Consider the following 26,143-nt stretch of genomic DNA (forward strand, 5'->3'; position numbering starts at 1 on the left):
TTCTGGTTTGTGGGGTAGCCGCGTCGTTAGTTCGCGTCGGTAATAACCGAAGTGCTCAGGGTGAATGGGGCGCTTTTGTCGATGGTGTACGGGTTCGACTCGTTCTCCAATTGATTGCTTTCTCTGATCTGGAACGTTCTGCGCGCGGTTACCTCTGTATTGGGAATGACGGCAGCATCTTGATCCAGGTCGAGCAACGTCATTTGCGCCTCGAAGGAAACCTGAGCCGTGTTGGTCGCCGGATCATAGGTAATGACATAGTGCGTGTCCTTGCCCCTGAAGCCCACATGGTCCTGGAGTTGGTTGGCTTGTAGCTCCACCGAAGTGGGGGCGACGCTGCCTTGGTGAGCGACCTCGGATATGCGCGAACGCAGGTTGGGGTCGGGGATAGCGCTCTCGAACTGTTCCAGGCGTTTGCTCAGGGTTTCGCCGTTGGCGGTGCCGGTGGCATTCAGCTCCACAGTGGTGAAACCGTCGGGTTGTTTTATCCGGACGGTATAGCGATCGCGATTTAAATCCTTGATGAAATTTTGCGAGTAGGCCGTTGAGCTATGTTCTTGCGGCTGCGCTATTTCGCTTGGAAGCACTTCGAAGTTGTTTTCCTCGACAGTCCAGGAGGTTGTGAGTTTTCTTTTAACGACACCCCCTTCGTCAATGTTTCTCGCCGATTGCTCGTAGGCCGTGTTGCTATTGTATTTGAAGATCTCATCAAACTTTTCGGCCCCGCTGGTTTTTGGATCACCCAGCATATCGAACCCGTCAGACAGCCTGCGAGACGTCTGGGCTTCGTTACTGAATGTCGGCGAGGGAGGGCTCTGCCAAGGCCACTTCACGCCGCCATTGGCTGGAGCGCTGACCCATTCACCGTTGCCGGAAGCGTGCACACTCATCACCGGCAGCCTGGTTTGGGGGTCAATGATTTGTACATAGTTGTCACTTAGTTTGAAATCACTGCGGATCTCATACACTTTGCCCACGCCCGTGCTATCGGTGTGGCGGATAAGCCATTGGTCTTGGCCATTGGCGTCCTTGACCTGATAAATACCCTTGGCGTTGGGCGTTCTGTTTGCAATTAACTGCTCGCCGTCCGATACGGCATAGTTGCTGATACTGCCGGCCTGTGACGGTTGCAGGCGATTGGGCACTGCACGACCTGCGCGGCTGTCGGTAGAGAGTCGCGTGGGTAGCGTTGTTACGTTCTCTCGTGGCGCCGTAAATGGGTCCTCGACTTTCCCGCTGGCATTGGCGGAGAACAAGGTGTTGAGCGTGCCGTCGAAGGCTTTCCAGGCGCCGTCGCTGCGCTCTGCCTGGGTGTCGCCCGACACGGATTTTTCCGCACCCAATGCCAGCTCGGCCAGTCCGGTACCGGCCGCCGCTATCCCGGCGGGCCACGCCAGCGGCGCCAGCTTGCCGAAGATCCCGGCGGCTACCGTAATGTCGTTGAGCCAGGTATCTCGCGTGACTTCGCTGTCGGACTTGATAGCGCTGTCTGCATCGCTGGTCATACGTTCCTTGGCCTGGTCTTTCATGTGGCTGAATACATCGCCTTGGATGCGCGCGTAGTTGCGGTCGATGGTGTGGCCTTCAAACTCTGGCCATGTGCCGTCTGCCAGATGAGCGAGTGATGAGTCGACGCCGGACTTGCCCAAGAGGCCACCGTCCTGACGGTTGTAGAGCGAGAAATGTGAAGCCAGGGCTTCGCGCTTTTTAGGGTCTTTGGCTTGGTCCAGAATCCACTCGTCCATCTTTTTCAGCGAGTCGAACCTAACAAACGCGGGCTTGGCCCCCGGGATATAAAGAATCTGTGTGCCATCCCGGCGGTTGTTTTCGTAATTGTACTGGTGGTCGTCCACGGCGCTGAACCGAATGATGTCGCTCGAGTTCCAGCCGTTTATATCCAGGGGATAGGCGCGTACCTGGTCCTTCGCCGGCGCTTCGGCCTGCAACTGGGCAACGCTCACGGGGGTGTTCTCGTCGACCGGCAGGTTGGAGGCAGCCTTCATTACCAGTTCATAGTCAGCTCGGGAAAATTGCTGTTCGGCGGGCATCAGGCGTTGTTCAAGGGGCGTTTTGGCGTCAAACACTTTTAGCTGTTGGCGTGCCTGATGGGCAAATTCGCCTTTTAGCGTGGTGCGGTAATCATCGCCGCGGGTACTCCAGAACTTGTCGATCTTTTGCGTCATTTCTTCCTGGAAGTCGGTTTTCCAACTGGCATGCATCAGCGCCGACGGCGCGAGCTTGAACTCGTTGTGCGCACCGTATCCGCCGCTATCCTTTTGCCCTGCGCCGACGGTGTAGATACCGGAAATCGAATCCAGGGTGCCAGGGTCCTGGTCGTGTTCGGAGAAATTGCTCAACAACGCCTCCGGCAGGCGTTGTGAACTTAGCGGCTCCTCATTCATGTGTTCATAGCCAGTCACTGTATTGACGTCCGGGCCGGATTGGCCGCTATGAAAACGATTCAGGTACAGGGTGTCGGGGTCAATTTCCTTGCCGGTCAATTGCTTGAGCAAATCCCCGGCCCATTGCTTGGCTTGTTCGCGAACGTTCGGATAAGCGTTGGCTACGGCCCCCGCCAGGCGAGTAAAGGCCATTTTTTGCGGGGCGGCGCTATTCGCCCGTTCGGCATTGCTGCGCTGTATTTCCATGGCTTGCGCCGAGCGCAGGTGGTCATCGGGGGCAATCGCCGCGAAGGTATGGTCATGTTCCAGGCGCCTGATTTGCGTTCGAGCCTGGCTCACGTTAGCCGGCAGTATTTCACCATAAAACCCGGCCACTACGTTTGGCGATACAGAGAAGGAATCACCGCTCCATTGCGCCTTCAAGCTCCCCGTGGCCGAGGGGACGATGACTTTGGCGACCGCGAGGAGAGGGCCTGAAACCTGGCCCCAGCCTGAACCGTCCGTGAGGGAAAACTGTTTTTTCACGCCGTCAACGGTGGCAGACATGGCCCCGGTGGCGGGCGTCACCTTCAGGGTGGTCGGATCAATATGCTGTTCACGAAGCCAGTCGATGACCACTGGGTTTCGTAATTGCGCGCGATACAGTTCGAGCCATTGGCCCAGCACGGTCTGGGACGGCACCGTGACAGAGCCAGGAGCATCACCTTCTACTTTGCGCTGTACCGCCGCGATGTACGACGAGACCAGGGCTGAGTCACCGGGCGCCGGCTGAGGGGGTGGCAGTGTTTGGTGGGGGGCTGTGTTGCTGGGGCGGGCGGTGGTGGGTTGCTGGTCTGCGATTGGATTTTTCTGTGCAGATGTTGTGTTGCGCAAACTCAGTAATGCTGGGGACAGTAATTTTGTCATGGAGATGCTACTCGTCAGTGGTTTGAACACAAACCCGCAGAGCTCTCCTTGTCAGGCTGGGGTGTTACATGTGTAGTTAAAACCGTGCTGTCGATTCCACGTTGGGCGCGGGAAACAGATAACCAATTATTGCCAGCGGCGCGCAAAGTAAAACGGCGCGTGCCTGAGGCCGCGCCGTGTCTATGCCTGAAGAAAACGTATCACTGAGTAACTTCGATCACGCCATCTGCCGACATCGTGACCTGGCTGGTACCCGCTTCCACTTCCGGCGTGGGCGCCGAATCCATCATGGAGGCTTTCATCATCATCCCGCCGCGGGCATAGGCGGGTGGATAACCATTGGTGTTGAAGTTCAGGTTGACGATCTTGTAACCCTTGCCGCCCAACGCATCGGTGGCCAGTTGCGCACGTGCTTTGAACGCGGCGACCGCGTCCTTGAGCAGCGCGTCTTCGCTGGCCTTGCGGGTGGCGTCGGCGATGGCGAAGTCCATGTTTTGCATTTTCAGCGTGTTCAGCAGCTCGCCGGTGAGCTTGGACAGCGCCGGGAAGTCGGAGCTTTCCAGGCGCAGTTCGGCGCGCTCACGCCAGCCGGTGATCTTCTGGTTCTTGTTGTCGTAGATCGGGTAGCTGTTACGGCTGCCCTGGCGCAGGGTCACGGCCTTGACTTCACGGGCCTGGCCCAAAGCCTTGTTCATCGTGGTGGTGATTTCGGCCGCGAGCTTGGCCGGGTCGGCATCTTGCGACTCGGTGTAGAGCGTGACGATCATCTTGTCGCGGGCCACCTCCTGGCTGGCCTCGGCGCGCAGGGAGATCTGGTTGTAATGCAGCTCATCGGCGGCCATGGCCGGAAGGCTGGCCAGGGCGCTGGCGCTGAGGGTGAGAACGGCTGCACTGCGAGTGAAACGAGACATGGAAGCTCCTTAGGGTGTTCGTATCGGTATGACTGTAGACGGGAGGATCGGGTTCTTCGGGTTTACACATTCACAACAAGTTGTCGCGGCGCCGACGAACGGTAGCCTGCCCGGCCTGCGGCAAAGAGCCACACGCGCCGTGCCGACGGGTCGGCTTCGTTTATACTCCTGCCGATCCGCCTGCAGCGCTCACCGGGAGAGCTCATGCTCGCCGCCGTAAAACTGACTTCCGCCACCCGCCAGAACCTTTGGCGACTGACGTTTATCCGTACCCTGGTACTGGCCGCACAGGCTGGCTCTGTCGGGCTCGCGTATTGGTTCGACCTGCTGCCGCTGCCTTGGCTGCAACTGGGCGTGACCCTCGGTTTTTCCATCGTGCTGTGTGTGTTCACCGCTATCCGGTTGCGCACCACGTGGCCGGTGACCGAGTTGGAATACGCCCTGCAACTGGCCTGCGACCTGTTTATCCACAGTGTGTTGCTTTATTTCTCCGGTGGTTCCACCAACCCGTTCGTTTCTTATTACCTGGTGCCGCTGACCATCGCCGCAGTGACCTTGCCGTGGCGCTACTCGGTGGTGTTGTCGGGCATCGCGCTGACCCTGTACACCTTGTTGCTGGCGCGGTTCTATCCGTTGCAAACCTTCCCGATCGCCCGGGAAAACCTGCAGATCTACGGGATGTGGCTGAGTTTTGCGCTGTCTGCCGCCGTCATCACCTTCTTTGCCGCACGTATGGCTGAAGAGCTGCGCCGCCAGGAAGAACTGCGCGCCATTCGTCGTGAAGAAGGCCTGCGCGACCAGCAACTGCTGGCGGTCGCCACCCAGGCTGCCGGGGCCGCCCACGAGCTGGGTACACCGCTGGCAACCATGAGCGTGCTGCTCAACGAAATGACCCAGGACCATCACGACCCGGCGTTGCAGGAAGACCTCGGCGTGCTGCGCGAACAGGTCAAACAGTGCAAGCAGACCTTGCAGCAATTGGTGCGCGCTGCCGAAGCCAATCGCCGCCTGGCGGTGGAGATGCAAGACGTGACCCAGTGGCTCGACGAAGCCCTCAACCGCTGGCACCTGATGCGTCCCGAAGCCAGTTACCGCTTCCACCTGTTGGGCCAGGGCAGTGTGCCGCGCATGGCGCCACCGCCGGACCTGACCCAAGCGCTGCTCAACCTGTTGAACAACGCCGCTGACGCCTGCCCCGAAGGCTTGGGCGTGCAGCTGGACTGGGACGCGGAAGACGTGACCATCAGCATTCGTGACCACGGCGCGGGCGTGCCGTTGGCCATTGCCGAGCAGATCGGCAAACCATTCTTTACCACCAAGGGCAAAGGCTTCGGCCTCGGCCTGTTTTTGAGCAAGGCCAGCGTGACCCGCGCGGGCGGCTCAGTGAAGCTCTATAGTCATGAGGAAGGCGGCACGCTCACCGAGCTGCGCCTGCCCCGTGTCGCACGAGGAGATATCGATGAGTGACGAGATCCAAGTCGAAGGCGAAGAACTGCCGCACCTGCTGCTGGTAGATGACGACGCCACGTTTACCCGCGTGATGGCGCGCGCCATGAGCCGTCGCGGTTTCCGCGTGAGTACCGCAGGCTCCGCCGAAGAGGGCCTGACCATCGCCCAGGCCGACCTGCCGGACTACGCCGCGCTCGACCTGAAAATGGACGGCGACTCTGGCCTGGTGCTGCTGCCCAAGCTGTTGGAACTCGACCCGGAAATGCGCGTGGTGATCCTCACCGGTTACTCCAGCATCGCCACCGCCGTCGAGGCCATCAAGCGCGGCGCCTGCAACTACCTGTGCAAGCCGGCGGACGCCGACGACGTGCTGGCTGCCTTGCTCTCCGAGCACGCCGACCTCGACACCCTGGTGCCGGAAAACCCGATGTCGGTGGACCGTCTGCAGTGGGAGCACATCCAGCGCGTACTCACCGAGCACGAAGGCAACATCTCCGCCACCGCCCGCGCCCTCGGCATGCACCGCCGTACTTTGCAGCGCAAACTGCAAAAGCGCCCGGTACGCCGCTGAGCATTCAGGAGAGGTTGTGCACCTGAGCCGGAAACTGTCCGGCCATTGCACAGGCGCCGCGATCATTCCCCGCAGGCGCCCTCAACCGAAATAGTCGGGAAACCTGTTCGGCCCTGAATACACAAAGTTTGACGGTGTCAGTTTGATTTCCTTGGGCATCTTAAGCTCAACAAACGGGCTGCCGGCGGTCACCGCCCCCAAGTCCTGTGGAACTTGGTCAGTGCTGAATATCACCATGTAGTCACCCCTGCCCACATAGCGTTCATTGCCCAGGAACAGCAAGTTTTCGACATTCGCTGCGTTGAATTGCTGGCCGGGGGGGTTAACGTACACGCCGCCTTTTGAACCCGCGCGTGTTTCACCGCGCGCTGAATCAGTAATAGCGTGTTCCCGGGCAATCGCTTCTGCTCCGGCTTTGTCGGTGTAGTGAATATAAACGGGTTGCCCATTGTGCATCCCCGAATCGGTTATCGATTGCCAATCTTGATGATTGGCCAATTGCTGATTGGTTGAATCGCGTAGAGCAACGCTGTCTTTTGCGATCGTACGCTCTTGCGGTTTAGGTCGTGTTTGGTTGATTGAATTTAGTTGTTTACGCCCACCGCCGAGATTGTTGGCCAATCGCCATTCGCCATTATTTGTCGGCACAAGGATCATCACCTGATTCCTGGTGACAGGGTCAACCACCCGAATGGGGTTGCCACCGCCCTTATAGAACCGTTCGACCTGAAATACTTTGCTCTCGCCGGTGCCGTCGGTGAATCTGATATAGAACTCGTCTGCGACTTGATAGGTACCGTCGCCCCTTATCGTACGCCCGTCGAGAAAGTTATCCGGCAGTGCGTGAGCGCTGTAGTCAGGCAACGGCGGAGGAGGGCTGGCGGCGTCGGCGGCTAAGTTCGAACTCAGCGACTCTTCGGGTTCGGGGCTCATCAGTGTATTGGAGGTGATTTTGTTCACTCCGCCCTCACCACCTTTCACGGCTTCTGCGATATGAGGGGCCACCACCAACGCTGCATTGAAAGTACCAAACACAATTCGCTCAGTGCCTTTCGGTTTGCCCTGTACTTCGTCGTCAATACCAATACCCACGGTAGCGGCAGCGTTCGCAAAATAGAAGGCATCCAGCGCCAACGCCACTTCCGGCATCATCAATGCCAGCGGGGTTAGGAACAGTGCGGCTTTTGTCGCCTTTTCAAAGCCCGACAGAATCTTGTTTTTGGTGATGTCTGCATCACTGGTTATCTTGATATCGGCATCCGCATAGGACCGATCTTTTTGGCGTTTGGTGATTTCTTCGAAGGGCAGATTAGTCGGTTCGGTTGTAATGAATTCCTGAGGGTCCCATTTGCCGCTGAACGCGCGATGGTTATAGGAAAGCAGTCCGCCTGGGGTTTCACGTTTTTCCGGCCAGGCTCCAAGCCCTGCAAGCGTCTCGTCTATACCGGCGCGTTGCCAGCCGTCAGGTTTGTCTTTAAGAGGGAAGTGTGAGGCCAGCGCATTGCGCTTGAGCGGGTCAGCCATTTGTGCGGCCAACCATGTCCTCATTTCGGCTGGGCTATTGAAGCTATGAAGGGGCGAAGAGTTGCCCGGTATATACAGTAATGTGAGCGGCGCAATCTTATTGCCATTGGTGTCGAACGTTACCTTTTTATCGGTAATGTACATAAGGTCTGTGGAGGTGTAGGCGCCTATTTTGAGCAGGCCAACTTCAAGGTTGGGGTCCTTCGCGGGATTTTTTTCCAGTGCTTCATAGTTGATATCAGGCCACGAGTCCTGATTGCCGGGCAGCCCGGCTGCCCGCATGACCAATGCCCGGCCCTCTGCGGTCAGACTTCCCTCTTGATGCTGGGCCATCGCAGACTTTACGAAGGCAGCCTTGGCCAGCACCGGGTATTTTTCTTTATGGCTATTCCAGAACTGATCCAGAAATTCCGTGTAGGGCTTTTGGAAGTCAGCTTTCCAGATGAGCTTTTTAAACTCTGCCGGGGGGATTGAGCTCTGGTTTGACGCGTTGTATGCCGATGAGGATGCCTCCGGCGACACGGTGTAAATGCCTTGGTAGCTATGGGTAATGTCGGCCTCTTGGCTGTGGGGATGAACGCGGCTGTTGAGGTCATAAAATTTTGGTGTGTGCGTTGTCACAGAGTCCTGAGCTTTAACATTCGGCCCTCCTTCAAAGAAGGGAACGCTATAGCCTTTTCCTTCAGGGGTATGTTGCGCATTTGTTATGAGCGCCTGAGTCAATGAGATCCTCTGGGTGATCTTCGCTGGGTAAGGCTCTTTTTCCTCGCGGTTGTAATCGTAAGTAACCAGGTAAGTGTTATCGGGATCAATATCCCATTTTTGTTTTTTGGCTGGGTCGGGTTCCTGGGCTTTCATTTCCGCGAATTTTTCTTTGAGAAAGTCAGAGGCTTCCTGCTCGATACTTTTGAACGCCTTGGAGATTTCTTTAGTCGCGGGGTCTACGTTGATGTTGAGGCCAAGGTCGGTGGCGGTCGGTGTTTTCTGACTATTTGCGACGCTCTTGCCGGGATCGGGATCGACGCTGGTTTGTTTATAGCCCCCGCCCTGTGAGAGCGCATTGGGTTTGATGGCCAGTACTAATTGTTGTTCGTCTGGCGCCTTCTCGTTGATTGCACGCCTGCGCCGCTGGCTCGGGATCGATTCATCTGGCTGATCAGCAGCTGTGTACTGGTGGGGCGTTAAAACGCTCGGGCCGATTTGCATAAAAGTGAGAACTCGGTACGTACAGTGGAAAAATCGAATGTGATCGTCCGTTTATGTGGGCGCGTACATAGGATGAGTTCCGGTTCGTGCGTGAGTAGTTTCTAAAACACCGGTGGGAAGGGCGCCCGCTACGGTGCTGAACGGCGACTGAACAACCTGCCTCAGGCCGCACGGAGCGCTGAACCGATCGTCTATGATCGGTTCAAACGCCTGTCACTTTTCCTTACCGAGCCTGAACGATGAATCAGAACGCTGAGTATTCCGCGGTCAACGACGCAGTGCGTGGGCAATTCTTTCGCCGAACCTGGGCGATGATCACGCCTTATTGGCGCAGTGAAGAGAAGGGCAAGGCCTGGTTGCTGCTGGCGGCGGTGATCGCGCTGTCGCTGTTCAGCGTGGCGATTTCGGTGTGGATCAACCACTGGTACAAAGACTTCTACAACGCCCTGGAGAAGAAGGACACCGCCGCCTTCTGGCAACTGATCGGCTATTTCGGCGGGATCGCTGCCGTGGCGATTCTGGGCGCGGTGTACCGCCTGTACCTGACCCAGATGCTGACCATTCGCTGGCGTGCCTGGCTCACCGAAAAGCACTTCGCGCGCTGGCTCGCGCACAAGAACTACTATCAGCTGGAGCAGGGCGGCTACACCGATAACCCGGACCAGCGCATTTCCGAAGACCTCAACAACTTCACCTCCAGTACCTTGAGCCTCGGCCTGGGGCTGCTGCGCAACGTGGTCAGCCTGGTGTCGTTCTCGATCATCCTGTGGGGCGTGTCGGGTAGCATCGAAGTGTTCGGCATCACCATCCCCGGCTACATGTTCTGGTGCGCGTTGCTCTACGCCGCCGTGGGCAGTTGGTTGACGCACCTGATCGGCCGTCGCCTGATCGGCCTCAGCAATAGACAACAACGCTTCGAAGCGGACTTGCGTTTCTCCATGGTGCGCGTGCGCGAGAACGCTGAGAGCATCGCCCTGTACAACGGCGAGCCGAATGAGAACCAGCGCCTCAGCGCACGCTTCGGCAAGGTCTGGCACAACTTCTGGGACATCATGCAAGTGTCCAAGCGCCTGACCTTTTTTACCGCCGGCTACAGCCAGATAGCAATCATCTTCCCGTTTATCGTCGCCGCGCCGCGTTACTTCACCGGCAAGATCGAGCTGGGCGAGCTGATGCAAATCAACTCGGCGTTCGGCAACGTGCAGGAGAATTTCAGCTGGTTTATCGACGCGTACTCCGAGCTGGCGGCGTGGCGCGCTACCAGCGACCGTCTGCTGAGCTTCCACCAGGCGATGAGTGACAACGAACAGCGCCCACCGGCGATTGATGTGCGCGCCGAAGGCGAACGCCTGGTCGTGCAGAACCTGGGCATGGACCTCGCGGACGGCCGCCACTTGCTCACCGATGCTGACATGAGCGTAGAGCCGGGGCAGCGCCTGATGCTCAGCGGCCGCTCCGGCAGCGGCAAGTCCACCTTGCTGCGTGCGATGGGCCATCTGTGGCCGGCGGGCCATGGCAGCATTCGCCTGCCGGCGGCGCGTTACCTGTTCCTGCCACAGAAGCCCTACCTGCCGATTGGCACTCTCAAAGCCGTGTTGAGTTATCCACAGGACGACAGCGTTTACTCGGCAGAACGTTATGCACAGGTCCTGGAAACCTGCCGCCTGCCACATCTGGTCGCGCGCCTGGACGAGGCCAACCACTGGCAGCGCATGCTCTCGCCGGGTGAGCAGCAACGGCTGGCGTTTGCCCGCGCTTTGTTGTTCGCGCCGCAATGGCTGTACATGGACGAGGCCACCTCGGCGATGGATGAAGAGGACGAGGCGACGCTGTATCAGGCGTTGATCGATGAGCTGCCGGGCTTGAGCATTGTGAGTGTCGGGCACCGCAGCAGCCTCAAGCGCTTCCATGGGCGGCATGTGCGGATCGAGGGTGGGTTGTTGCAGGAACAACCCGTGGCTTAAAGCCTGACTCGGTCAATGTGGGAGGGGCGGTGCGACGATTCGACTTGCCCCCGATAACGGTGTGTCAGTTAAAGATAGGTTGACTGACCCACTGCTATCGGGGGCAAGCCCCCTCCCACATTTGACCTCATTGTTCCGGCGAGTGAGCAAGCACAAAAAAGCCCGGCTGATCATCGATCAGCCGGGCTTTTTCAGTGCTTGAAGAGGGCTTACTTCTTCAAGCCGTAATGCTCATCCAGCATGCCTGGGGCGTTCGGCGTTTTTGGCGCGTAGTCCCGTGGCGGCTCCTGGTTTTCCCGGGGTGGGGTCAGGCGCTCGCGTGGAGCTTGCGGTGCATCGGAATGCAGCGCGGCCAGCAGACGCTGACGGGTGATGTCGTCGAGGGCCAGGCGGTTGGCGCCATCGGCGAGGTGATCCTGTACTTCCTGGTAGCTCTGGGTGAGCTTCTTGACCAGGGTCGCGGTGCTGTTGAAGTGGGTAACAACCTCGTTCTGATAACTGTCAAAACGTTCCTGAATGTCATCCAACTGACGCTGCGTGCGGTTAGGCGCGGCATTCGGCAGCAAGCGAGCAACCAGGAAACCAATGGCGACACCGGCAACCAGGGCAAGAGTCGGCAACAACCAAACTAAGAGCGAGTGTTCCACGAGTCCTTCCTCTATAAACGGCTTTGCTTTACGTTAACGGCTCGGACCTGCGCTGTATACCGCGATTAAGCTCGCAATGATGCCATGCACAGACTTTTAGCTAGACGAGTCGACCCTTTGAGAGGTCACGGAGTTCATTCCTTGCTCATGCGTGAAACCCCCGTTTTGATCGATGGCCCGGTGGGCCAATTGGAAGCCTTGTACCTGGATCACCCCGAGCCACGTGGCCTGGCGCTGATCTGCCACCCTAACCCGGTGCAGGGCGGGACCATGCTCAATAAAGTCGTTTCGACCCTGCAACGCACCGCCCGCGATGCCGGTTTGATTACTTTGCGTTTTAATTACCGGGGCGTCGGCGCGAGTGCCGGTACCCACGACATGGCCACCGGTGAAGTGGACGATGCCGAAGCGGCCGCCACCTGGCTGCGGGAAAAACACCCCGACCTGCCGATCACCTTGCTTGGGTTTTCGTTTGGCGGTTATGTTGCGGCAAGTCTCGGCGGCCGCCTGGAAGCCAAGGGTGAAAAGCTCGCGCACCTGTTCATGGTCGCCGCTGCGGTGATGCGCCTGCGCGAAACCGATGTGCTGCCACAAGGTTGCCCGCTGACCCTGATCCAGCCGGAAACCGACGAAGTGGTCGAGCCGCAAATCGTCTACGACTGGTCCGCCGCCCTCAAACGCCCCCATGAGCTGCTGAAAGTGGCAGAATGCGGACACTTTTTTCACGGCAAGCTCACCGATCTCAAGGATCTGGTGCTGCCGCGTCTCTCGAATTGATAGCAGTCTGATAAGCGATTACCCATGACGACTCGTACCCGTATCCTCACCGGCATCACCACCACCGGCACGCCGCACCTGGGCAACTACGCCGGTGCGATCCGCCCGGCGATCCTCGCCAGCCAGGATGCCAATGCCGACTCCTTCTACTTCCTGGCCGACTACCACGCCCTGATCAAATGCGATGACCCGCAGCGCATCCAGCGCTCGCGCATGGAAATCGCCGCGACCTGGCTGGCCGGTGGCCTGGATGTGAACCGGGTGACGTTCTACCGCCAGTCCGACATCCCGGAAATCCCCGAGCTGACCTGGCTGCTGACTTGCGTGGCGGCCAAGGGCCTGCTCAACCGCGCCCACGCCTACAAGGCGTCGGTGGACAAGAACGTGGAAGCCGGCGAAGACCCGGATGCGGGCATCACCATGGGCCTGTACAGCTACCCGGTGCTGATGGCGGCGGATATCCTGATGTTCAACGCGCACAAGGTGCCGGTAGGGCGTGACCAGATCCAGCACGTGGAAATGGCCCGTGACATCGGCCAGCGTTTCAACCACCTGTTCGGCAACGGCAAAGAATTCTTCACCATGCCCGAGGCGCTGATCGAAGAAAGCGTCGCCACCTTGCCGGGCCTGGACGGCCGCAAGATGTCCAAGAGCTACGACAACACCATCCCGTTGTTCACCAGCGCCAAGGACATGAAAGAGGCGATCTCGCGGATCGTCACCGACTCGCGCGCGCCCGGCGAAGCCAAGGACCCGGACAACTCGCACCTGTTCACTCTGTACCAGGCGTTTGCCACCAAGGCCCAGGAACAAGAATTCCACGCAGAACTGCTGCAAGGCCTGGGCTGGGGCGAGGCGAAGAGCCGTCTGTTCCAACTGCTGGACGGCCAGCTTGGGGAAGCGCGCGAGCGTTATCACCAACTGATGTCGCGCCCGTCGGACATGGAAGACCTGCTGCTGGTCGGCGCCAAGAAGGCCCGTGCCGTGGCGGCACCGTTCCTGGCTGAACTGCGCGAAGCGGTGGGCCTGCGTTCGTTCGTCAACCAGGCGGCGGCGCCAGTCGCGACCAAGAAGAAAACCGCGAAAGCCGCGCGTTTCGTGAGCTTCCGTGAAGACGATGGCAGCTTCCGCTTCCGCCTGCTGGCGGCGGATGGCGAGCAACTGCTGCTGTCGCGCAACTTTGCTGACGGCAAAGCGGCCGGCGCGGTGACCAAGCAGTTGCAAAGCGGCGTGATGCTCGACGTGCGCCCCGAGGCCCTGGGCTTCAGCGTATGGCTGGACGACGCGGCAGTGGCCGACAGCACCGAGTTCGCCGACGCGGCCTCCCGTGATGCGGCCATTGCCGCGCTGCGCATCGCGTTGACCCCAACCGAGGATTAACCCGACCAAGGGTTGATTGCCATTATCCGGGGCCGTCGTTACAGTGACGGCCCGTTTTTGTTGCCTTGCTAACGAAATTATGACGCCCCTAGAACGATATCAAGCTGATCTGAAACGCCCTGAATTCTTCCATGACGCGGCCCAGGAAACGGCGGTGCGTCATTTGCAGCGCCTGTACGACGACCTGGTCGCGGCCTCGCAGAGCAAGCCGGGGATGTTCAGCAAGCTGTTTGGCAAGAAAGACCACACGCCGGTCAAGGGCCTGTACTTCTGGGGCGGCGTCGGCCGGGGCAAGACTTACCTGGTAGACACCTTCTTCGAAGCGCTGCCGTTCAAGGAAAAGGTCCGTACTCACTTCCACCGCTTCATGAAGCGCGTGCACGAAGAGATGAAAACCCTGCCGGGCGAGAAAAACCCGCTGACCATCATCGCCAAGCGTTTCTCCGATGAGGCGCGGGTGATCTGTTTCGATGAGTTTTTCGTCTCCGACATCACCGACGCCATGATCCTCGGCACCCTGATGGAAGAACTGTTCAAGAACGGCGTGACCCTGGTTGCCACCTCGAACATCGTGCCCGACGGCCTGTACAAGGACGGCCTGCAGCGCGCGCGCTTCCTGCCGGCGATTGCGCTGATCAAGCAGAACACCGAGATCGTCAACGTCGACAGCGGCGTCGACTACCGCCTGCGTCACCTTGAACAAGCGGAGCTGTTCCACTTCCCGCTGAACGAAGCGGCGCACGAAAGCCTGCGCAAAAGCTTCCGCGCCCTCACGCCGGAATGCACCCAGGCGGTGGAAAACGACAAGTTGATGATCGAAAACCGCGAAATCATCGCGCTGCGTACCTGCGATGACGTGGCCTGGTTCGATTTCCGCGCGCTCTGCGACGGCCCGCGCAGCCAGAACGACTACATCGAACTGGGCAAGATCTTCCACGCGGTGATCCTCAGCGGCGTGGAGCAGATGGGCGTCACCACCGACGACATCGCGCGCCGTTTCATCAACATGGTCGATGAGTTCTACGACCGTAACGTGAAGCTGATCATCTCGGCGGAAGTCGAGCTGAAGGATCTCTACACCGGCGGGCGCTTGAACTTCGAGTTCCAGCGCACCTTGAGCCGTCTGCTCGAGATGCAGTCCCACGAGTTCCTGTCGCGCGGCCACAAACCTTAATCGTTCTCCAGAACATTAGAGATCCAATGTGGGAGGGGGCTTGCCCCCGATAGCGGTGCATCAGTCAATATCTACAGTGACTGACACTCTGCCATCGGGGGCAAGCCCCCTCCCACATCTTTTACAGTGTTTGACCTGGCTTACGCGGCCTGCTGGAATTGCTGGCGGTATTGGTTCGGCGACAACTCGGTGTGCTGCCTGAACAGCCGCGCAAAGAAACTCGCATCGTCGTAACCCACCTCGTAACTGATGGTCTTGATGCTCTTGCGGCTGCCCGAGAGCAGGCCCTTGGCGGTTTCAATCCGCAGGCGTTGCAGGTAGTGCAGCGGCTTGTCGCCGGTGGCGGTCTGGAAGCGGCGCATGAAGTTGCGGATGCTCATGCCGTGTTCCCGAGCGACATCTTCAAAGCGGAACTTGTCGGCGAAATGTTCTTCGAGCCAGTGCTGGATCTGCAGGATGATCACGTCCTGGTGCAGCTTCTGCCCACCAAACCCGATGCGCCCAGGTGAATAGCTGCGCTGCACTTCATACAGAATGTCACGGGCCACGGCCTGGGCAATGTTGGCGCCGCAGAAACGTTCGATCAGGTAGATATACAGGTCGCACGCCGAGGTGGTGCCGCCGGCGCAATACAGGTTGTCGGCATCGGTGAGGTGCTTGTCCTGGTTGAGCTGAACGTTGGGGAAGCGTTCGCTGAAGGCATTGAAGAAGCGCCAGTAGGTGGTCGCCTCCTTGCCATCGAGCAGGCCGGCTTCGGCGAGCCAGAACACCCCGGTGGCCTCGCCGCAGAGTACGGCGCCGCGTGCGTGTTGTTCGCGCAGCCAGGGCAGCACTTGCGGGTAGCGCGTGCACAGGGCGTCGAAGTCATCCCAGAAGGCCGGTAGCACGATGATGTCGGCGTCTTCGAGGCCGCCGTCCACCGGCATGATCACATCACTGAAGCTGCGCACCGATTGCCCGTCGGGGCTGACCACGCGCGATTCGAACGCCGGGGTCAGGCCCAGGCCTAGCTGTTTGCCGTAACGCAGGCTGGCGAGGTGGAAGAAATCCTTGGCTTGCATGAGGGTTGAAGCGAATACCCGATCAATGGCCAAAATGCTGACGCGCCGTAACGGCGTGGAGATTTGGTTAGACATAATTTCATTTATTCTTATAGGGGAAAGTGGTCACCAGACGGCTGGATCGTCTTATTTTTTGTCGCATGTGTCCAGTGTCCCGTGACGTCTTCGCGGCATAGGCTCTGTGGGCTTGTTTTTGTCCGACAATCCACGCAGGTGAGCCATGATCCCCAGAACCTTGTTCAGCCCCGAGCACGAACTCTTCCGTGACAGCGTGCGCACCTTTCTCGAAAAAGACGCCGCGCCGTTCCACGCGCAATGGGAGAGCAGGGCTATATCGACCGTGGCCTGTGGAGCAAGGCGGGGGAGGCGGGGATGCTCTGCTCCCACCTGCCGGAAGAATACGGCGGCCTGGGTGCGGACTTTCTGTACAGCGCGGTGGTGATTGAAGAGATCAGCCGGTTGGGCCTGACCGGCATCGGTTTTTCCCTGCATTCGGATATTGTTGCGCCGTATATCCTGCATTACGGCAGTGAGGCGCTGAAGCACAAATACCTGCCCAAGCTGATCTCCGGCGAGATGGTCACGGCCATCGCCATGACCGAGCCGGGGGCCGGGTCGGACTTGCAAGGGGTCAAGACCACCGCCGTGCTCGACGGCGATGAATACGTGATCAACGGCTCCAAGACGTTTATCACCAACGGCTTTCTCGCCGAGCTGGTGATCGTGGTCGCCAAGACCGACCCCAAGGCCGGCGCCAAGGGCACCAGCCTGTTCCTGGTGCAAGCGGACACGCCGGGCTTCGCCAAGGGCAAGCGCCTGGAGAAGGTCGGCATGAAGGCCCAGGACACCTCGGAGCTGTTCTTCCAGGATGTGCGCGTACCCAAGGAAAACCTGCTGGGCCAGGCGGGCATGGGCTTCGCGTACTTGATGCAGGAGTTGCCCCAGGAGCGCCTGACCGTGGCGATTGGTGCGTTGTCCTCAGCCGAGGCGGCGTTGCAATGGACCCTGGAGTACACCCGCGAGCGCAAGGCGTTCGGCAAGGCGATTGCCGATTTCCAGAACACCCGGTTCAAGCTGGCGGAGATGGCCACCGAGATTCAGATCGGCCGCGTGTTTGTCGACCAATGCATGGCCTTGCACCTGGAAGGCAAGCTGGACGTGCCTACGGCTGCGATGGCCAAGTACTGGGCTACCGACCTGCAATGCAAGGTGCTCGACGAGTGCGTGCAGTTGCACGGCGGTTACGGCTTCATGTGGGAATACCCGATCGCCCGGGCCTGGGCGGATGCGCGGGTGCAGCGGATTTATGCGGGGACGAACGAGATCATGAAGGAGATTATTGCGCGGGCGCTTTGATTTTGTGGTGCTACTGAGGGCCTTATCGGGGGCAAGCCCCCTCCCACATTCGATCGCATTCCAAATGGATGTACTCGGTCAAGTGTGGGAGGGGGCTTGCCCCCGATGGCGGCCTAAGGATCAATCAAGGCGCCGGGTTCGGATGATCCTTCTGAATCGCCTCAATCCCTTCCAGCACTTCCTTCGACAGCTTCAGATCAGCACTGGCAATGTTGCTATCCAACTGCTCAAGCGAGGTGGCGCCAATGATATTGCTGGTCACAAACGGCTGCTGTGTCACGAACGCCAACGCCATCTGTGCCGGGTCCAAGCCATGTTCCCGCGCCAGCGCCACATAACGGCTGCACGCCGCTTCCGACTGCGGGTTGAAGTAGCGGCTGAAGCGGCTGTATTCGGTCAGGCGTGCCTTGGCCGGGCGTGCGCCGTTTTCGTATTTGCCGCTGAGCATGCCGAACGCCAGCGGCGAGTAGGCCAGCAAGCCGCATTGTTCGCGGATGGCGACTTCCGCCAAACCCACTTCAAAGCTGCGGTTGAGCAGGTTGTAGGGGTTCTGGATCGACACCGCGCGGGTCCAGCCCCGGGCTTCGGCCAGGGCCAGGAATTTCATGGTGCCCCACGGGGTTTCGTTGGACAGGCCGATGTGGCGGATCTTACCGGCCTTCACCTGTTCGTCCAGCGCTTCGAGGGTTTCCTCCAGCGGGGTGAGGTCGTCTTCGTCCTTGTGCTTGTAGCTCAGTTGGCCGAAGAAATTGGTGCTGCGTTCCGGCCAGTGCAACTGGTAGAGGTCGATCCAGTCGGTTTGCAGGCGCTTGAGGCTGGCATCCAGGGCCTCGACGATGTGCTTGCGGTTGTGGCGCAGGTGGCCGTCGCGGATATAGTCGATGGTGTTGCCGGGGCCGGCGATCTTGCTGGCGAGGACCCAGTCGGCACGATCGCCACGGCTTTTGAAGTAATTGCCGATATAGCGTTCGGTGGTGGCATAGGTGTCGGCCTTGGGCGGCACCGGGTACATTTCGGCCGTGTCGAGGAAGTTGATCCCCGCGGCCTTGGCCCGCTCGATCTGCGCGAAGGCCTCTGCCTCGCTGTTCTGCTCGCCCCAGGTCATGGTGCCCAAGGCGATGGCGCTCACGTTCAGATCGGTGCGGCCCAGCTGTCGATAATCCATCGGGTACTCCTTCGGGGAAAACAATCATAAAAGCAGGTTGAATTTTTTTTCGCAATCTGCATAATTGCCCACCTCTTTCTGCAGTGGAAGTGATGCGCCGCCTGCCGAAGAATCTTGCCGTTGAACGGACGCGCCGACCCGAGCCCCCGATAGCGTCTGTATCCGGCTGCCTTTGACTTGTCAAAGTACGCACTATTCAGTAAGATCCGCCGTCTAATTTACAGGGCGGCCCCTGAGGCTATTAAAGAATGACAACTTTTACTGCAAAACCGGAAACAGTTCAGCGCGACTGGTTTGTCGTCGACGCCGCTGGTCAGACCCTGGGTCGTCTGGCCACTGAAGTCGCCAGCCGTCTGCGTGGCAAGCACAAGCCTGAGTACACCCCTCACGTTGACACCGGTGACTACATCGTGATCATCAACGCTGAGCAGGTACGTGTTACCGGCAACAAAGCGCAAGACAAAATGTACTACCGTCACTCCGGTTTCCCAGGCGGTATCAAGTCTTCGAACTTCGAAGGTCTGATCTCCAAGAAGCCTGAAGCCCCGATCGAAATCGCGGTCAAAGGTATGCTGCCTAAGGGCCCACTGGGTCGCGATATGTTTCGCAAGCTGAAAGTCTATGCGGGCGCTGTACACCCTCATGCTGCTCAGCAGCCCCAAGAACTGAAGTTTTAACGGAATAGTTCATTATGTCGGCGACTCAAAATTACGGCACTGGCCGTCGCAAAACCGCAACCGCACGCGTTTTCCTGCGTCCGGGCACTGGTAACATCTCGATCAACAACCGCACTCTGGACAACTTCTTCGGTCGCGAAACTGCCCGCATGGTAGTTCGTCAGCCGCTGGAACTGACCGAGACAGTTGAAAAGTTCGACATCTACGTCACCGTTATCGGTGGCGGTGTAAGTGGTCAAGCTGGCGCAATCCGCCACGGTATCACTCGCGCTCTGATGCAGTACGACGAAACCCTGCGTGGCGCTCTGCGCAAAGCTGGCTTCGTTACTCGCGATGCTCGTGAAGTTGAACGTAAGAAAGTCGGTCTGCGTAAAGCGCGTAAGCGTCCGCAGTACTCGAAGCGTTAATTCGCTTTACGTTCCACAAAAACGCCCAGCCTCCTCACGGAGCTGGGCGTTTTTTATTGCCTACGATTTATGCAAAAAAACGCCGTGACAACTTGCCACATCCGTAGACCCCCTATACTACAAGGCCTGGAGGCGCAGGTCCGGGCAATTCCCTTGTCATACGTGGGGCTTTTCATTACCATCCGACAAAATTTTTATAAGTAAAAGATTCAACACTTAGTAGACGCCTGATTTAACAGGCCAAAAAGCTGATGGGAGAGGACTGAATGAGCAATGACGGCGTGAATGCAGGCCGGCGTCGCTTCTTGGTAGCAGCCACATCCGTGGTGGGTGCTGCAGGAGCGGTGGGGGCTGCGGTCCCGTTCGTGGGGTCATGGTTTCCCAGTGCCAAGGCGAAAGCCGCAGGTGCACCGGTGAAGGTGAATATCAGCAAGATTGAGCCAGGCCAGCAGATGATTGCTGAGTGGCGCGGCCAGCCGGTTTTCATCGTTCGCCGTACCGAGGAAATCCTGGGGAATCTGAAGAAAATCGAAGGTCAACTGTCTGACCCCGACTCAAAGAACTCCGACCAACCCGCCTACGTCGATAAGGAAGTTCGCTCGATCAAGCCAGAGATTCTGCTGCTGATCGGTATCTGCACCCACCTGGGTTGCTCGCCTACCTTCCGCCCGGAAGTTGCTCCTGCCGACCTTGGCAAGGACTGGGTGGGTGGCTACTTCTGCCCTTGCCACGGTTCGCACTACGACCTGGCCGGCCGCGTCTACAAGTCTCAGCCCGCACCCTTGAACCTGCCGGTTCCGCCGCATCAATACGAGACTGACAGTATCGTGATTATCGGTGTCGACCAGGGGGAGAAAGCCTGATGAGCAAGTTCATGGATTGGGTGGATGCGCGCTTCCCCGCCACCAAAATGTGGGAAGACCATCTCAGCAAGTATTACGCGCCAAAAAACTTCAACTTCTTCTACTTCTTCGGCTCCCTGGCACTGCTGGTGCTGGTCAACCAGATCGTCACCGGCGTCTGGCTGACGATGAGCTATACGCCATCGGCGGAAGAGGCGTTCGCCTCCGTCGAGTACATCATGCGTGACGTCGAGTACGGCTCGATCCTGCGTCTGCTGCACTCCACCGGCGCGTCGGCGTTCTTCATCGTGGTCTACATGCACATGTTCCGTGGCCTGCTGTATGGCTCGTACCAGAAGCCGCGTGAGCTGGTGTGGGTGTTCGGCATGCTGATCTACCTGGCGCTGATGGCCGAGGCCTTCATGGGCTACCTGCTGCCGTGGGGCCAGATGTCGTACTGGGGCGCCCAGGTGATTATCTCGCTGTTCGGTGCGATCCCGGTGATCGGCAACGACCTGACGCAGTGGATCCGTGGTGACTACCTGATTTCCGGCATCACCCTGAACCGCTTCTTCGCCCTGCACGTCGTCGCGCTGCCCATCGTGATCCTCGGGCTGGTGGTGCTGCACATCCTGGCGCTGCACGAAGTGGGTTCGAACAACCCGGATGGCGTCGACATCAAGAAGCATAAGGACGAGAACGGCATCCCGCTGGATGGCATTCCCTTCCACCCGTACTACACCGTGAAAGACATTGTCGGTGTGGTGGTGTTCCTGTTCGTGTTCTGCTCGATCGTGTTCTTTTTCCCGGAGATGGGCGGTTATTTCCTCGAAAAACCCAACTTCGAACAGGCCAACGCCTTCAAGACACCTGAGCACATTGCGCCCGTGTGGTACTTCACGCCGTTCTACGCGATCTTGCGGGCGATCCCCGACAAGCTCATGGGCGTAATCGCCATGGGCGCGGCCATCGCGGTGCTGTTCGTGTTGCCTTGGCTCGACCGCAGTCCGGTCAAGTCCATGCGCTACAAGGGCTGGCTGAGCAAGATCTGGCTGTGGGTGTTCTGCATTGCATTTGTGATCCTGGGCGTACTCGGCGTTTTGGCGCCGACCCCTGAGCGTACGTTGCTGTCGCAGGTCTGCACCTTCCTGTACTTCGCCTACTTCATTCTGATGCCGTTCTACACCCGGCTCGAGAAGACCAAACCGGTTCCGGAAAGGGTGACTGGCTGATGAAAAAGTTATTCGTTGCTTTGATGCTTGCGGCGCTGCCGCTACTGTCCTTCGCTGCCGAGCACGGCGGCCCGGAGCTGGAAAAAGTCGATATCGACGTGTCTGACAAGGCCGCGATGCAGGACGGTCTGCGTACCTTCACCAACTACTGCATGGGCTGCCACAGCGCTAAGTTCCAGCGTTACGAGCGTGTGGCCGACGACTTGGGTATCCCCCATGACGTGATGCTCAGCCACTCGGTGTTCACCGGTGCGAAAATCGGTGACCACATGAGCATCGGCATGCAGCCCGCCGACGCCAAGACCTGGTTCGGCGCTGCGCCGCCCGATCTGACCCTGGTGGCCCGTGTACGCGGTACCGATTGGCTCTACGGTTACCTTAAGTCCTTCTACGAAGACCCGGCGCGCCCGTATGGCGTGAACAACAAAGTCTTCCCGAACGTCGGCATGCCTAACGTTCTGGTCGGCCTGCAGGGTCGCCAAGTGGTAGGATGCAAGCAGGTTCAGGTCGTTGAAGACGGCAAGAAGCAATATGATCCGTTGACCGGCACGCCCCTCACTCATGAAGCGTGTGATCAACTGACCATCGTGCCCAAGACCGGTACGCTGAATGAAGAGCAGTTCGACGAGAAGGTCAAGAACCTGGTGACCTTCCTGGCCTACTCGGCCAACCCGGTCAAATTGCAGCATCAGCGCATCGGTACGTACGTCTTGCTGTACCTGGCTTTCTTCTTCGTATTCGCCTATCTGCTCAAACGCGAATACTGGAAGGATGTGCATTGATCCAACCGTAAGCAATTGCTGTTAATCTTGCGCGCCCAGCGGCATCTCTGAATACGTAGCGGTCTGGTTCAACCAGGCACTACAGGGATGCTCTCTGGGCGCGCTCGTTTTTGAGCTTTCGATAATTTCAACAAGCGAGGAGGACCGCCATGGGCGTGACCAATCGGTTGGCCTGTTACTCCGACCCCGCCGACCACTATTCCCACCGAGTACGCATCGTGCTCGCAGAGAAGGGTGTCAGCGCCGAGATCATCAGTGTGGAGGCGGGCCGTCATCCGCCGAAACTGATCGAAGTGAACCCTTACGGCAGCTTGCCCACCCTGGTCGATCGTGACCTGGCGTTGTGGGAGTCAACCGTGGTGATGGAATACCTGGATGAGCGTTACCCTCATCCGCCTTTGCTGCCGGTGTATCCGGTGGCTCGTGCCAACAGCCGCCTGCTGATCCATCGGATCCAGCGTGACTGGTGCGGGTTGGTGGATGTGATTCTGGATTCACGCAGTAAAGAAGCTGCTCGGGTGCAGGCACGTAAGGAATTGCGTGAAAGCCTGACCGGCGTTTCTCCATTGTTCGCCGATAAACCTTTTTTCCTCAGTGAGGAACAAAGTTTGGTCGATTGCTGCCTATTACCGATACTCTGGCGTTTGCCGATTCTCGGTATTGAACTGCCACGGCCTGCCAAGCCGTTGCTTGATTACATGGAGCGCCAGTTTGCGCGTGAGGCTTTCCAGGCGAGTCTGTCTGGTGTCGAACGCGATATGCGCTAAGGCTTAAGGAGCCGCTGATGAACTCCAGTCGACCTTATTTGGTCCGCGCGCTCTACGAGTGGATTGTGGACAACGATTGCACCCCGCACATGCTGGTCAATTCTGAATTCCCCAAGGTGGATGTGCCGCAGGGTTTCGCCAGTGACGGGCAGATCGTGCTGAACGTATCACCCAGCGCCGTGCGCCACCTGCACATGGACAATGAAGCCGTGAGCTTCGAAGGGCGTTTCGGCGGTGTGCCGCATACGCTGTTCGTGCCGATCGGTGCCATTCTCGGGATCTATGCCCGGGAAAATGGCCAAGGCATGGTGTTTGATCTGGAGTCGCCTTTCGAGGATGACGAAGCGATCGAAAGCGAAGACGGTGATGATCTGCCGCCACCGGATGCCGAGCCACCGCGCCCAAGCGGTCGGCCGAGCCTGAAAGTGGTGAAGTAAGTGGCTTTAACCTTCGGGTAAGCCATAAAGATGCCTCGGCCTGTGCCGGGGCATTTTTTTGCGCGCAGGATATAAATGAAAGTCGTGATAGAACGGTGATCGTACAACCGCCATGGGCTATCATGCATCCTCAAGTTCGCCGAGAAAGATGATCCATTATGGAAAACGCCAACACCGCCCCTCGTCTTCCCCGCAAGCGCCGCAGCCTTGCCCAGGAACTGGTCACGGTGTTGTCCGAGCAAATCCGCGACGGCCAACTCAAGCGTGGCGACAAGCTGCCCACCGAGTCGGCGATCATGGATGCCCATGGGGTCAGCCGTACCGTGGTGCGTGAGGCTATCTCGCGCCTGCAAGCGGCCGGGCAGGTTGAAACCCGCCACGGCATCGGCACCTTTGTGTTGGACACGCCAAGCCCCAGCGGCTTCCGCATCGACCCGGCCACGGTGGTGACCTTGCGTGACGTGCTGGCGATCCTGGAACTGCGTATCAGCCTGGAAGTGGAGTCCGCCGGCCTTGCTGCATTGCGTCGCAGCGATGAACAACTGGCGGCCATGCGCGCGGCACTCGATGCGCTGAATGAAAGCGCGGCGCACGCCGGCGACGCGGTCGCTTCGGACTTCGCCTTCCACCTGGAAATCGCGCTGTCCACCGGCAACCGCTACTTCACCGACATCATGACCCACCTGGGTACCAGCATCATCCCGCGTACCCGCCTGAATTCAGCGCGCCTGGCCCATGACGACCACCAGCACTACATGGACCGCCTGAGCCGCGAACACGAAGAGATTTATGAGGCGATTGCCCGCAAGGATTCGGACGCGGCGCGAGCGGCCATGCGCCTGCATTTGACCAACAGCCGTGAGCGGCTGCGCCATGCCCATGAAGAGGCAGAGGCGCAGCGCAACTAATCGTGAAATAAAACAGATACATTCCCTTGTGGCGAGCGGGCTTGCCCGCGTTGGGCTGCGCAGCAGCCCCATTAAAGGCACTGAGTTTTTCCTGAAAAGAACTCAGTGCCTGACTTTGGGGCTGCTGCGCAGCCCAGCGCGGGCAAGCCCGCTCGCCACAGTTGATCTCCATTATTTGGAATTGCGTGTCGATTTAGTTGGCAGGCGTGTTCGGCTTGTAGTCCTTGAGCAGCAGATAAGTACTCCAACCCCACCAATCATTGGTCCAGTGCTTGTCGTTCAGGTCATTCACATCCTTGCGGCGCAGTACCTTGTCACCCTCCACCTTGAACAGCGGCGAGAAGTTATTCGCCGGGTTCTGTGCGGCATTCAGGTCCGGCACATACAGCGGGGCCTTGAAGCCGGCCGGGGAGGGCGCTACGCCGCTGATAAAGGTTTCGAAGATCTCATCAGCCGAGGCCTGTACCGCGCGTTTGACCTGCACCCGATTGTCCGCGTCGATGGCGTCGAAGTAGCGTTTATCCCCATACGCGTGCCACTGGTCACCCATGGCATTGCGCACCTTGAGCCCGAACTTGCTGTCTTCATCGTGCATGAAGCGGCTGATCAGCGAACCCAACTCACCTGGAGTCACCACCGCCGCCAACTGTTTGCGCGGGACGCGCAGGTGCCCGGCGGAAAACAGGTCGGTCAAAAAGTGATCAGCGAAACTGTTCATCGCATACGCCAGTTCCAGGGCCTGGTCGGTGCCGGTCTGGTGCGCCACAACCGCCTGTTGCAGCGCCGCCGTATGGCCTGCCAGGTAGGCCGACAGAGCCCACTCGCCGAAGTGGTCGGCGTTGTCCGCCGCCAGCTTCAAGTAGCGCCCCAGCGGAATCAGCGCCGAAACCGCGCTGCCGCCGCCGGTAATACGGTTCCACTCCTCGGATAGGCTATCGCCCAAGGCGTCGTAGGCTTCATGGGCCTGCTTCCCCTCCTTGATCACCTGGTTGACCGCGTTGATCTCCTTTTGCATCACCGCGAGGATCTTCTGCGCTTCCTCCCGCGAGGCGGGGAGTACCGCCAGCGAGTTGAAGGCCGCACCGAAGCGTTGCACGCGCTCGGCAGGCGAGGTGCCGTCACTGATGGGCTGGCCCGGGATGCCATAAAAATCACCGCCCAGGGCGATCACTTGGCCATAGGTGAGTGCCAGTCCGTTGGGCAGGTGCAGTTCGACTTGTCGTGCGGGAATCGCCGGCGCGTCCTTGGCGAAGCGCAGCAGGGTGTCATCGCCGATGGCGGTGTGCTCACCGCCTTCGAAGCGCAGGGTTGGTGGGGTTTTTTCGGGTGCTGCGAGTTCAAGACCTGACATGTTAGCTCCTTGCTATGTCGTAGGAATTTTCCGTAATAACTGTATATACATACAGTTAAATCGATCATAGAGGAATAATTTCCTACGTCAAGAAACTCACCGAATAACCCCACACACACCGCACCCCCCCCTGTGGGAGCGGGCTTGCTCGCGAAGGCGATGTGCCAGTGACGACCTCCCTAACTGACCCACCACCTTCGCAAGCAACCCCCTCCCACATTTTTGTGCGTGGCGTGGCAGATGCGCT

22 protein-coding genes and 1 pseudogene are annotated in these 26,143 nt (G+C 58.9%); 16 read left to right on the top strand and 7 right to left on the bottom strand.

What is annotated here, in order from left to right; all coding sequences use genetic code 11:
- Positions 1-26: 26 nt before the first annotated feature.
- Both CXQ82_RS31370 and CXQ82_RS04355 read right to left on the bottom strand, forming a co-directional pair.
- Entirely contained in the window at positions 27-3,308 is a 3,282-nt protein-coding gene (locus CXQ82_RS31370) for a dermonecrotic toxin domain-containing protein (RefSeq protein WP_177409882.1), read from the bottom strand.
- A gap of 200 nt (positions 3,309-3,508) precedes the next feature.
- Complete coding sequence (locus CXQ82_RS04355) at positions 3,509-4,219, bottom strand: SIMPL domain-containing protein (RefSeq protein WP_101266482.1); 711 nt, start codon at positions 4,217-4,219, stop codon at positions 3,509-3,511.
- Positions 4,220-4,423: 204 nt separating this feature from the next.
- On the opposite strand from CXQ82_RS04355, the gene CXQ82_RS04360 reads away from it, so the two are divergent.
- Together CXQ82_RS04360 and CXQ82_RS04365 are read left to right on the top strand one after the other, a co-directional pair.
- The gene (locus CXQ82_RS04360; RefSeq protein ID WP_101266485.1) at positions 4,424-5,686 is read left to right on the top strand and encodes an ATP-binding protein; all 1,263 of its coding nucleotides are present in this window, start codon (positions 4,424-4,426) and stop codon (positions 5,684-5,686) included.
- Positions 5,679-6,239 (top strand): response regulator transcription factor, encoded by a 561-nt coding sequence (locus tag CXQ82_RS04365; RefSeq protein WP_003171731.1) that lies wholly within the window; start codon positions 5,679-5,681, stop codon positions 6,237-6,239. Before CXQ82_RS04360 ends, CXQ82_RS04365 begins: the two co-directional genes overlap by 8 nt.
- Before the next feature lie 81 nt (positions 6,240-6,320).
- Here the strand turns inward: CXQ82_RS04365 and CXQ82_RS04370 are convergent, their stop codons facing one another.
- Entirely contained in the window at positions 6,321-8,969 is a 2,649-nt protein-coding gene (locus CXQ82_RS04370) for a dermonecrotic toxin domain-containing protein (RefSeq protein ID WP_256581876.1), read from the bottom strand.
- 239 nt (positions 8,970-9,208) lie between these two features.
- Here CXQ82_RS04370 and CXQ82_RS04375 point away from each other — a divergent pair, with 239 nt between their 5' ends.
- Complete coding sequence (locus tag CXQ82_RS04375; RefSeq protein WP_101266487.1) at positions 9,209-10,933, top strand: ABC transporter ATP-binding protein/permease; 1,725 nt, start codon at positions 9,209-9,211, stop codon at positions 10,931-10,933.
- A 209-nt stretch (positions 10,934-11,142) separates the two neighbouring features.
- Here CXQ82_RS04375 and CXQ82_RS04380 read toward each other — a convergent pair whose 3' ends face one another.
- On the bottom strand, positions 11,143-11,580 hold the full coding sequence (locus CXQ82_RS04380) for a YhcB family protein (RefSeq protein ID WP_017138275.1): 438 nt from the start codon (positions 11,578-11,580) through the stop codon (positions 11,143-11,145).
- A gap of 147 nt (positions 11,581-11,727) precedes the next feature.
- Between CXQ82_RS04380 and CXQ82_RS04385 the strand changes: the two genes are divergently transcribed.
- The 3 genes from CXQ82_RS04385 (at position 11,728) to zapE (ending at position 14,911) form a co-directional block, all read left to right on the top strand.
- The gene (locus CXQ82_RS04385) at positions 11,728-12,357 is read left to right on the top strand and encodes an alpha/beta hydrolase (protein ID WP_101266490.1); all 630 of its coding nucleotides are present in this window, start codon (positions 11,728-11,730) and stop codon (positions 12,355-12,357) included.
- A gap of 24 nt (positions 12,358-12,381) precedes the next feature.
- Positions 12,382-13,737 carry a tryptophan--tRNA ligase gene (locus CXQ82_RS04390; RefSeq protein WP_101266493.1) on the top strand — a complete coding sequence of 452 codons (1,356 nt, stop codon included), beginning with the start codon at positions 12,382-12,384 and terminating at the stop codon, positions 13,735-13,737.
- Positions 13,738-13,816: 79 nt separating this feature from the next.
- Positions 13,817-14,911, top strand: a complete 1,095-nt coding sequence (gene zapE / locus CXQ82_RS04395) for a cell division protein ZapE (protein WP_101266496.1) — start codon at positions 13,817-13,819, stop codon at positions 14,909-14,911.
- A gap of 140 nt (positions 14,912-15,051) precedes the next feature.
- Here the strand turns inward: zapE and CXQ82_RS04400 are convergent, their stop codons facing one another.
- Complete coding sequence (locus tag CXQ82_RS04400; protein WP_177409942.1) at positions 15,052-15,972, bottom strand: GlxA family transcriptional regulator; 921 nt, start codon at positions 15,970-15,972, stop codon at positions 15,052-15,054.
- A gap of 220 nt (positions 15,973-16,192) precedes the next feature.
- On the opposite strand from CXQ82_RS04400, the pseudogene CXQ82_RS31830 reads away from it, so the two are divergent.
- Both CXQ82_RS31830 and CXQ82_RS31835 read left to right on the top strand, forming a co-directional pair.
- A pseudogene (locus CXQ82_RS31830) lies at positions 16,193-16,785 on the top strand (acyl-CoA dehydrogenase family protein); the annotation flags it as partial.
- Between the two features lie 18 nt (positions 16,786-16,803).
- Entirely contained in the window at positions 16,804-17,328 is a 525-nt protein-coding gene (locus CXQ82_RS31835; protein ID WP_371917351.1) for an acyl-CoA dehydrogenase family protein, read from the top strand.
- Between the two features lie 124 nt (positions 17,329-17,452).
- On the opposite strand, the gene CXQ82_RS04410 is transcribed toward CXQ82_RS31835, so the two are convergent.
- Positions 17,453-18,493, bottom strand: coding sequence for an NADP(H)-dependent aldo-keto reductase (locus CXQ82_RS04410; protein WP_101266500.1), 1,041 nt, complete (start codon positions 18,491-18,493; stop codon positions 17,453-17,455).
- Between the two features lie 248 nt (positions 18,494-18,741).
- On the opposite strand from CXQ82_RS04410, the gene rplM reads away from it, so the two are divergent.
- From rplM to CXQ82_RS04450, 8 genes are all read left to right on the top strand, one after another.
- The gene (gene rplM / locus CXQ82_RS04415; protein ID WP_003171742.1) at positions 18,742-19,170 is read left to right on the top strand and encodes a 50S ribosomal protein L13; all 429 of its coding nucleotides are present in this window, start codon (positions 18,742-18,744) and stop codon (positions 19,168-19,170) included.
- 14 nt (positions 19,171-19,184) lie between these two features.
- Entirely contained in the window at positions 19,185-19,577 is a 393-nt protein-coding gene (rpsI, locus tag CXQ82_RS04420; protein WP_003171743.1) for a 30S ribosomal protein S9, read from the top strand.
- Positions 19,578-19,843: 266 nt separating this feature from the next.
- A complete protein-coding gene (petA, locus tag CXQ82_RS04425; protein WP_101266502.1) occupies positions 19,844-20,440 on the top strand; it encodes a ubiquinol-cytochrome c reductase iron-sulfur subunit in 597 nt (198 codons plus the stop codon).
- Positions 20,440-21,651 (top strand): cytochrome bc complex cytochrome b subunit, encoded by a 1,212-nt coding sequence (locus CXQ82_RS04430; protein WP_017734511.1) that lies wholly within the window; start codon positions 20,440-20,442, stop codon positions 21,649-21,651. Before petA ends, CXQ82_RS04430 begins: the two co-directional genes overlap by 1 nt.
- Complete coding sequence (locus CXQ82_RS04435; protein WP_101266504.1) at positions 21,651-22,433, top strand: cytochrome c1; 783 nt, start codon at positions 21,651-21,653, stop codon at positions 22,431-22,433. The genes CXQ82_RS04430 and CXQ82_RS04435 overlap by 1 nt, the downstream gene beginning before the upstream one ends.
- A gap of 149 nt (positions 22,434-22,582) precedes the next feature.
- Entirely contained in the window at positions 22,583-23,200 is a 618-nt protein-coding gene (locus CXQ82_RS04440) for a glutathione S-transferase N-terminal domain-containing protein (protein ID WP_005784778.1), read from the top strand.
- A 17-nt stretch (positions 23,201-23,217) separates the two neighbouring features.
- A complete protein-coding gene (locus CXQ82_RS04445) occupies positions 23,218-23,637 on the top strand; it encodes a ClpXP protease specificity-enhancing factor (RefSeq protein ID WP_101266507.1) in 420 nt (139 codons plus the stop codon).
- Between the two features lie 158 nt (positions 23,638-23,795).
- Positions 23,796-24,545 carry a FadR/GntR family transcriptional regulator gene (locus CXQ82_RS04450; RefSeq protein ID WP_101266510.1) on the top strand — a complete coding sequence of 250 codons (750 nt, stop codon included), beginning with the start codon at positions 23,796-23,798 and terminating at the stop codon, positions 24,543-24,545.
- A gap of 193 nt (positions 24,546-24,738) precedes the next feature.
- Here CXQ82_RS04450 and CXQ82_RS04455 read toward each other — a convergent pair whose 3' ends face one another.
- Entirely contained in the window at positions 24,739-25,896 is a 1,158-nt protein-coding gene (locus tag CXQ82_RS04455; RefSeq protein WP_101266512.1) for a phospholipase, read from the bottom strand.
- Between the last annotated feature and the right edge of the window lie 247 nt (positions 25,897-26,143).

Source organism: Pseudomonas sp. S09G 359 (assembly GCF_002843605.1).
Classification (GTDB): Bacteria; Pseudomonadota; Gammaproteobacteria; order Pseudomonadales; family Pseudomonadaceae; genus Aquipseudomonas.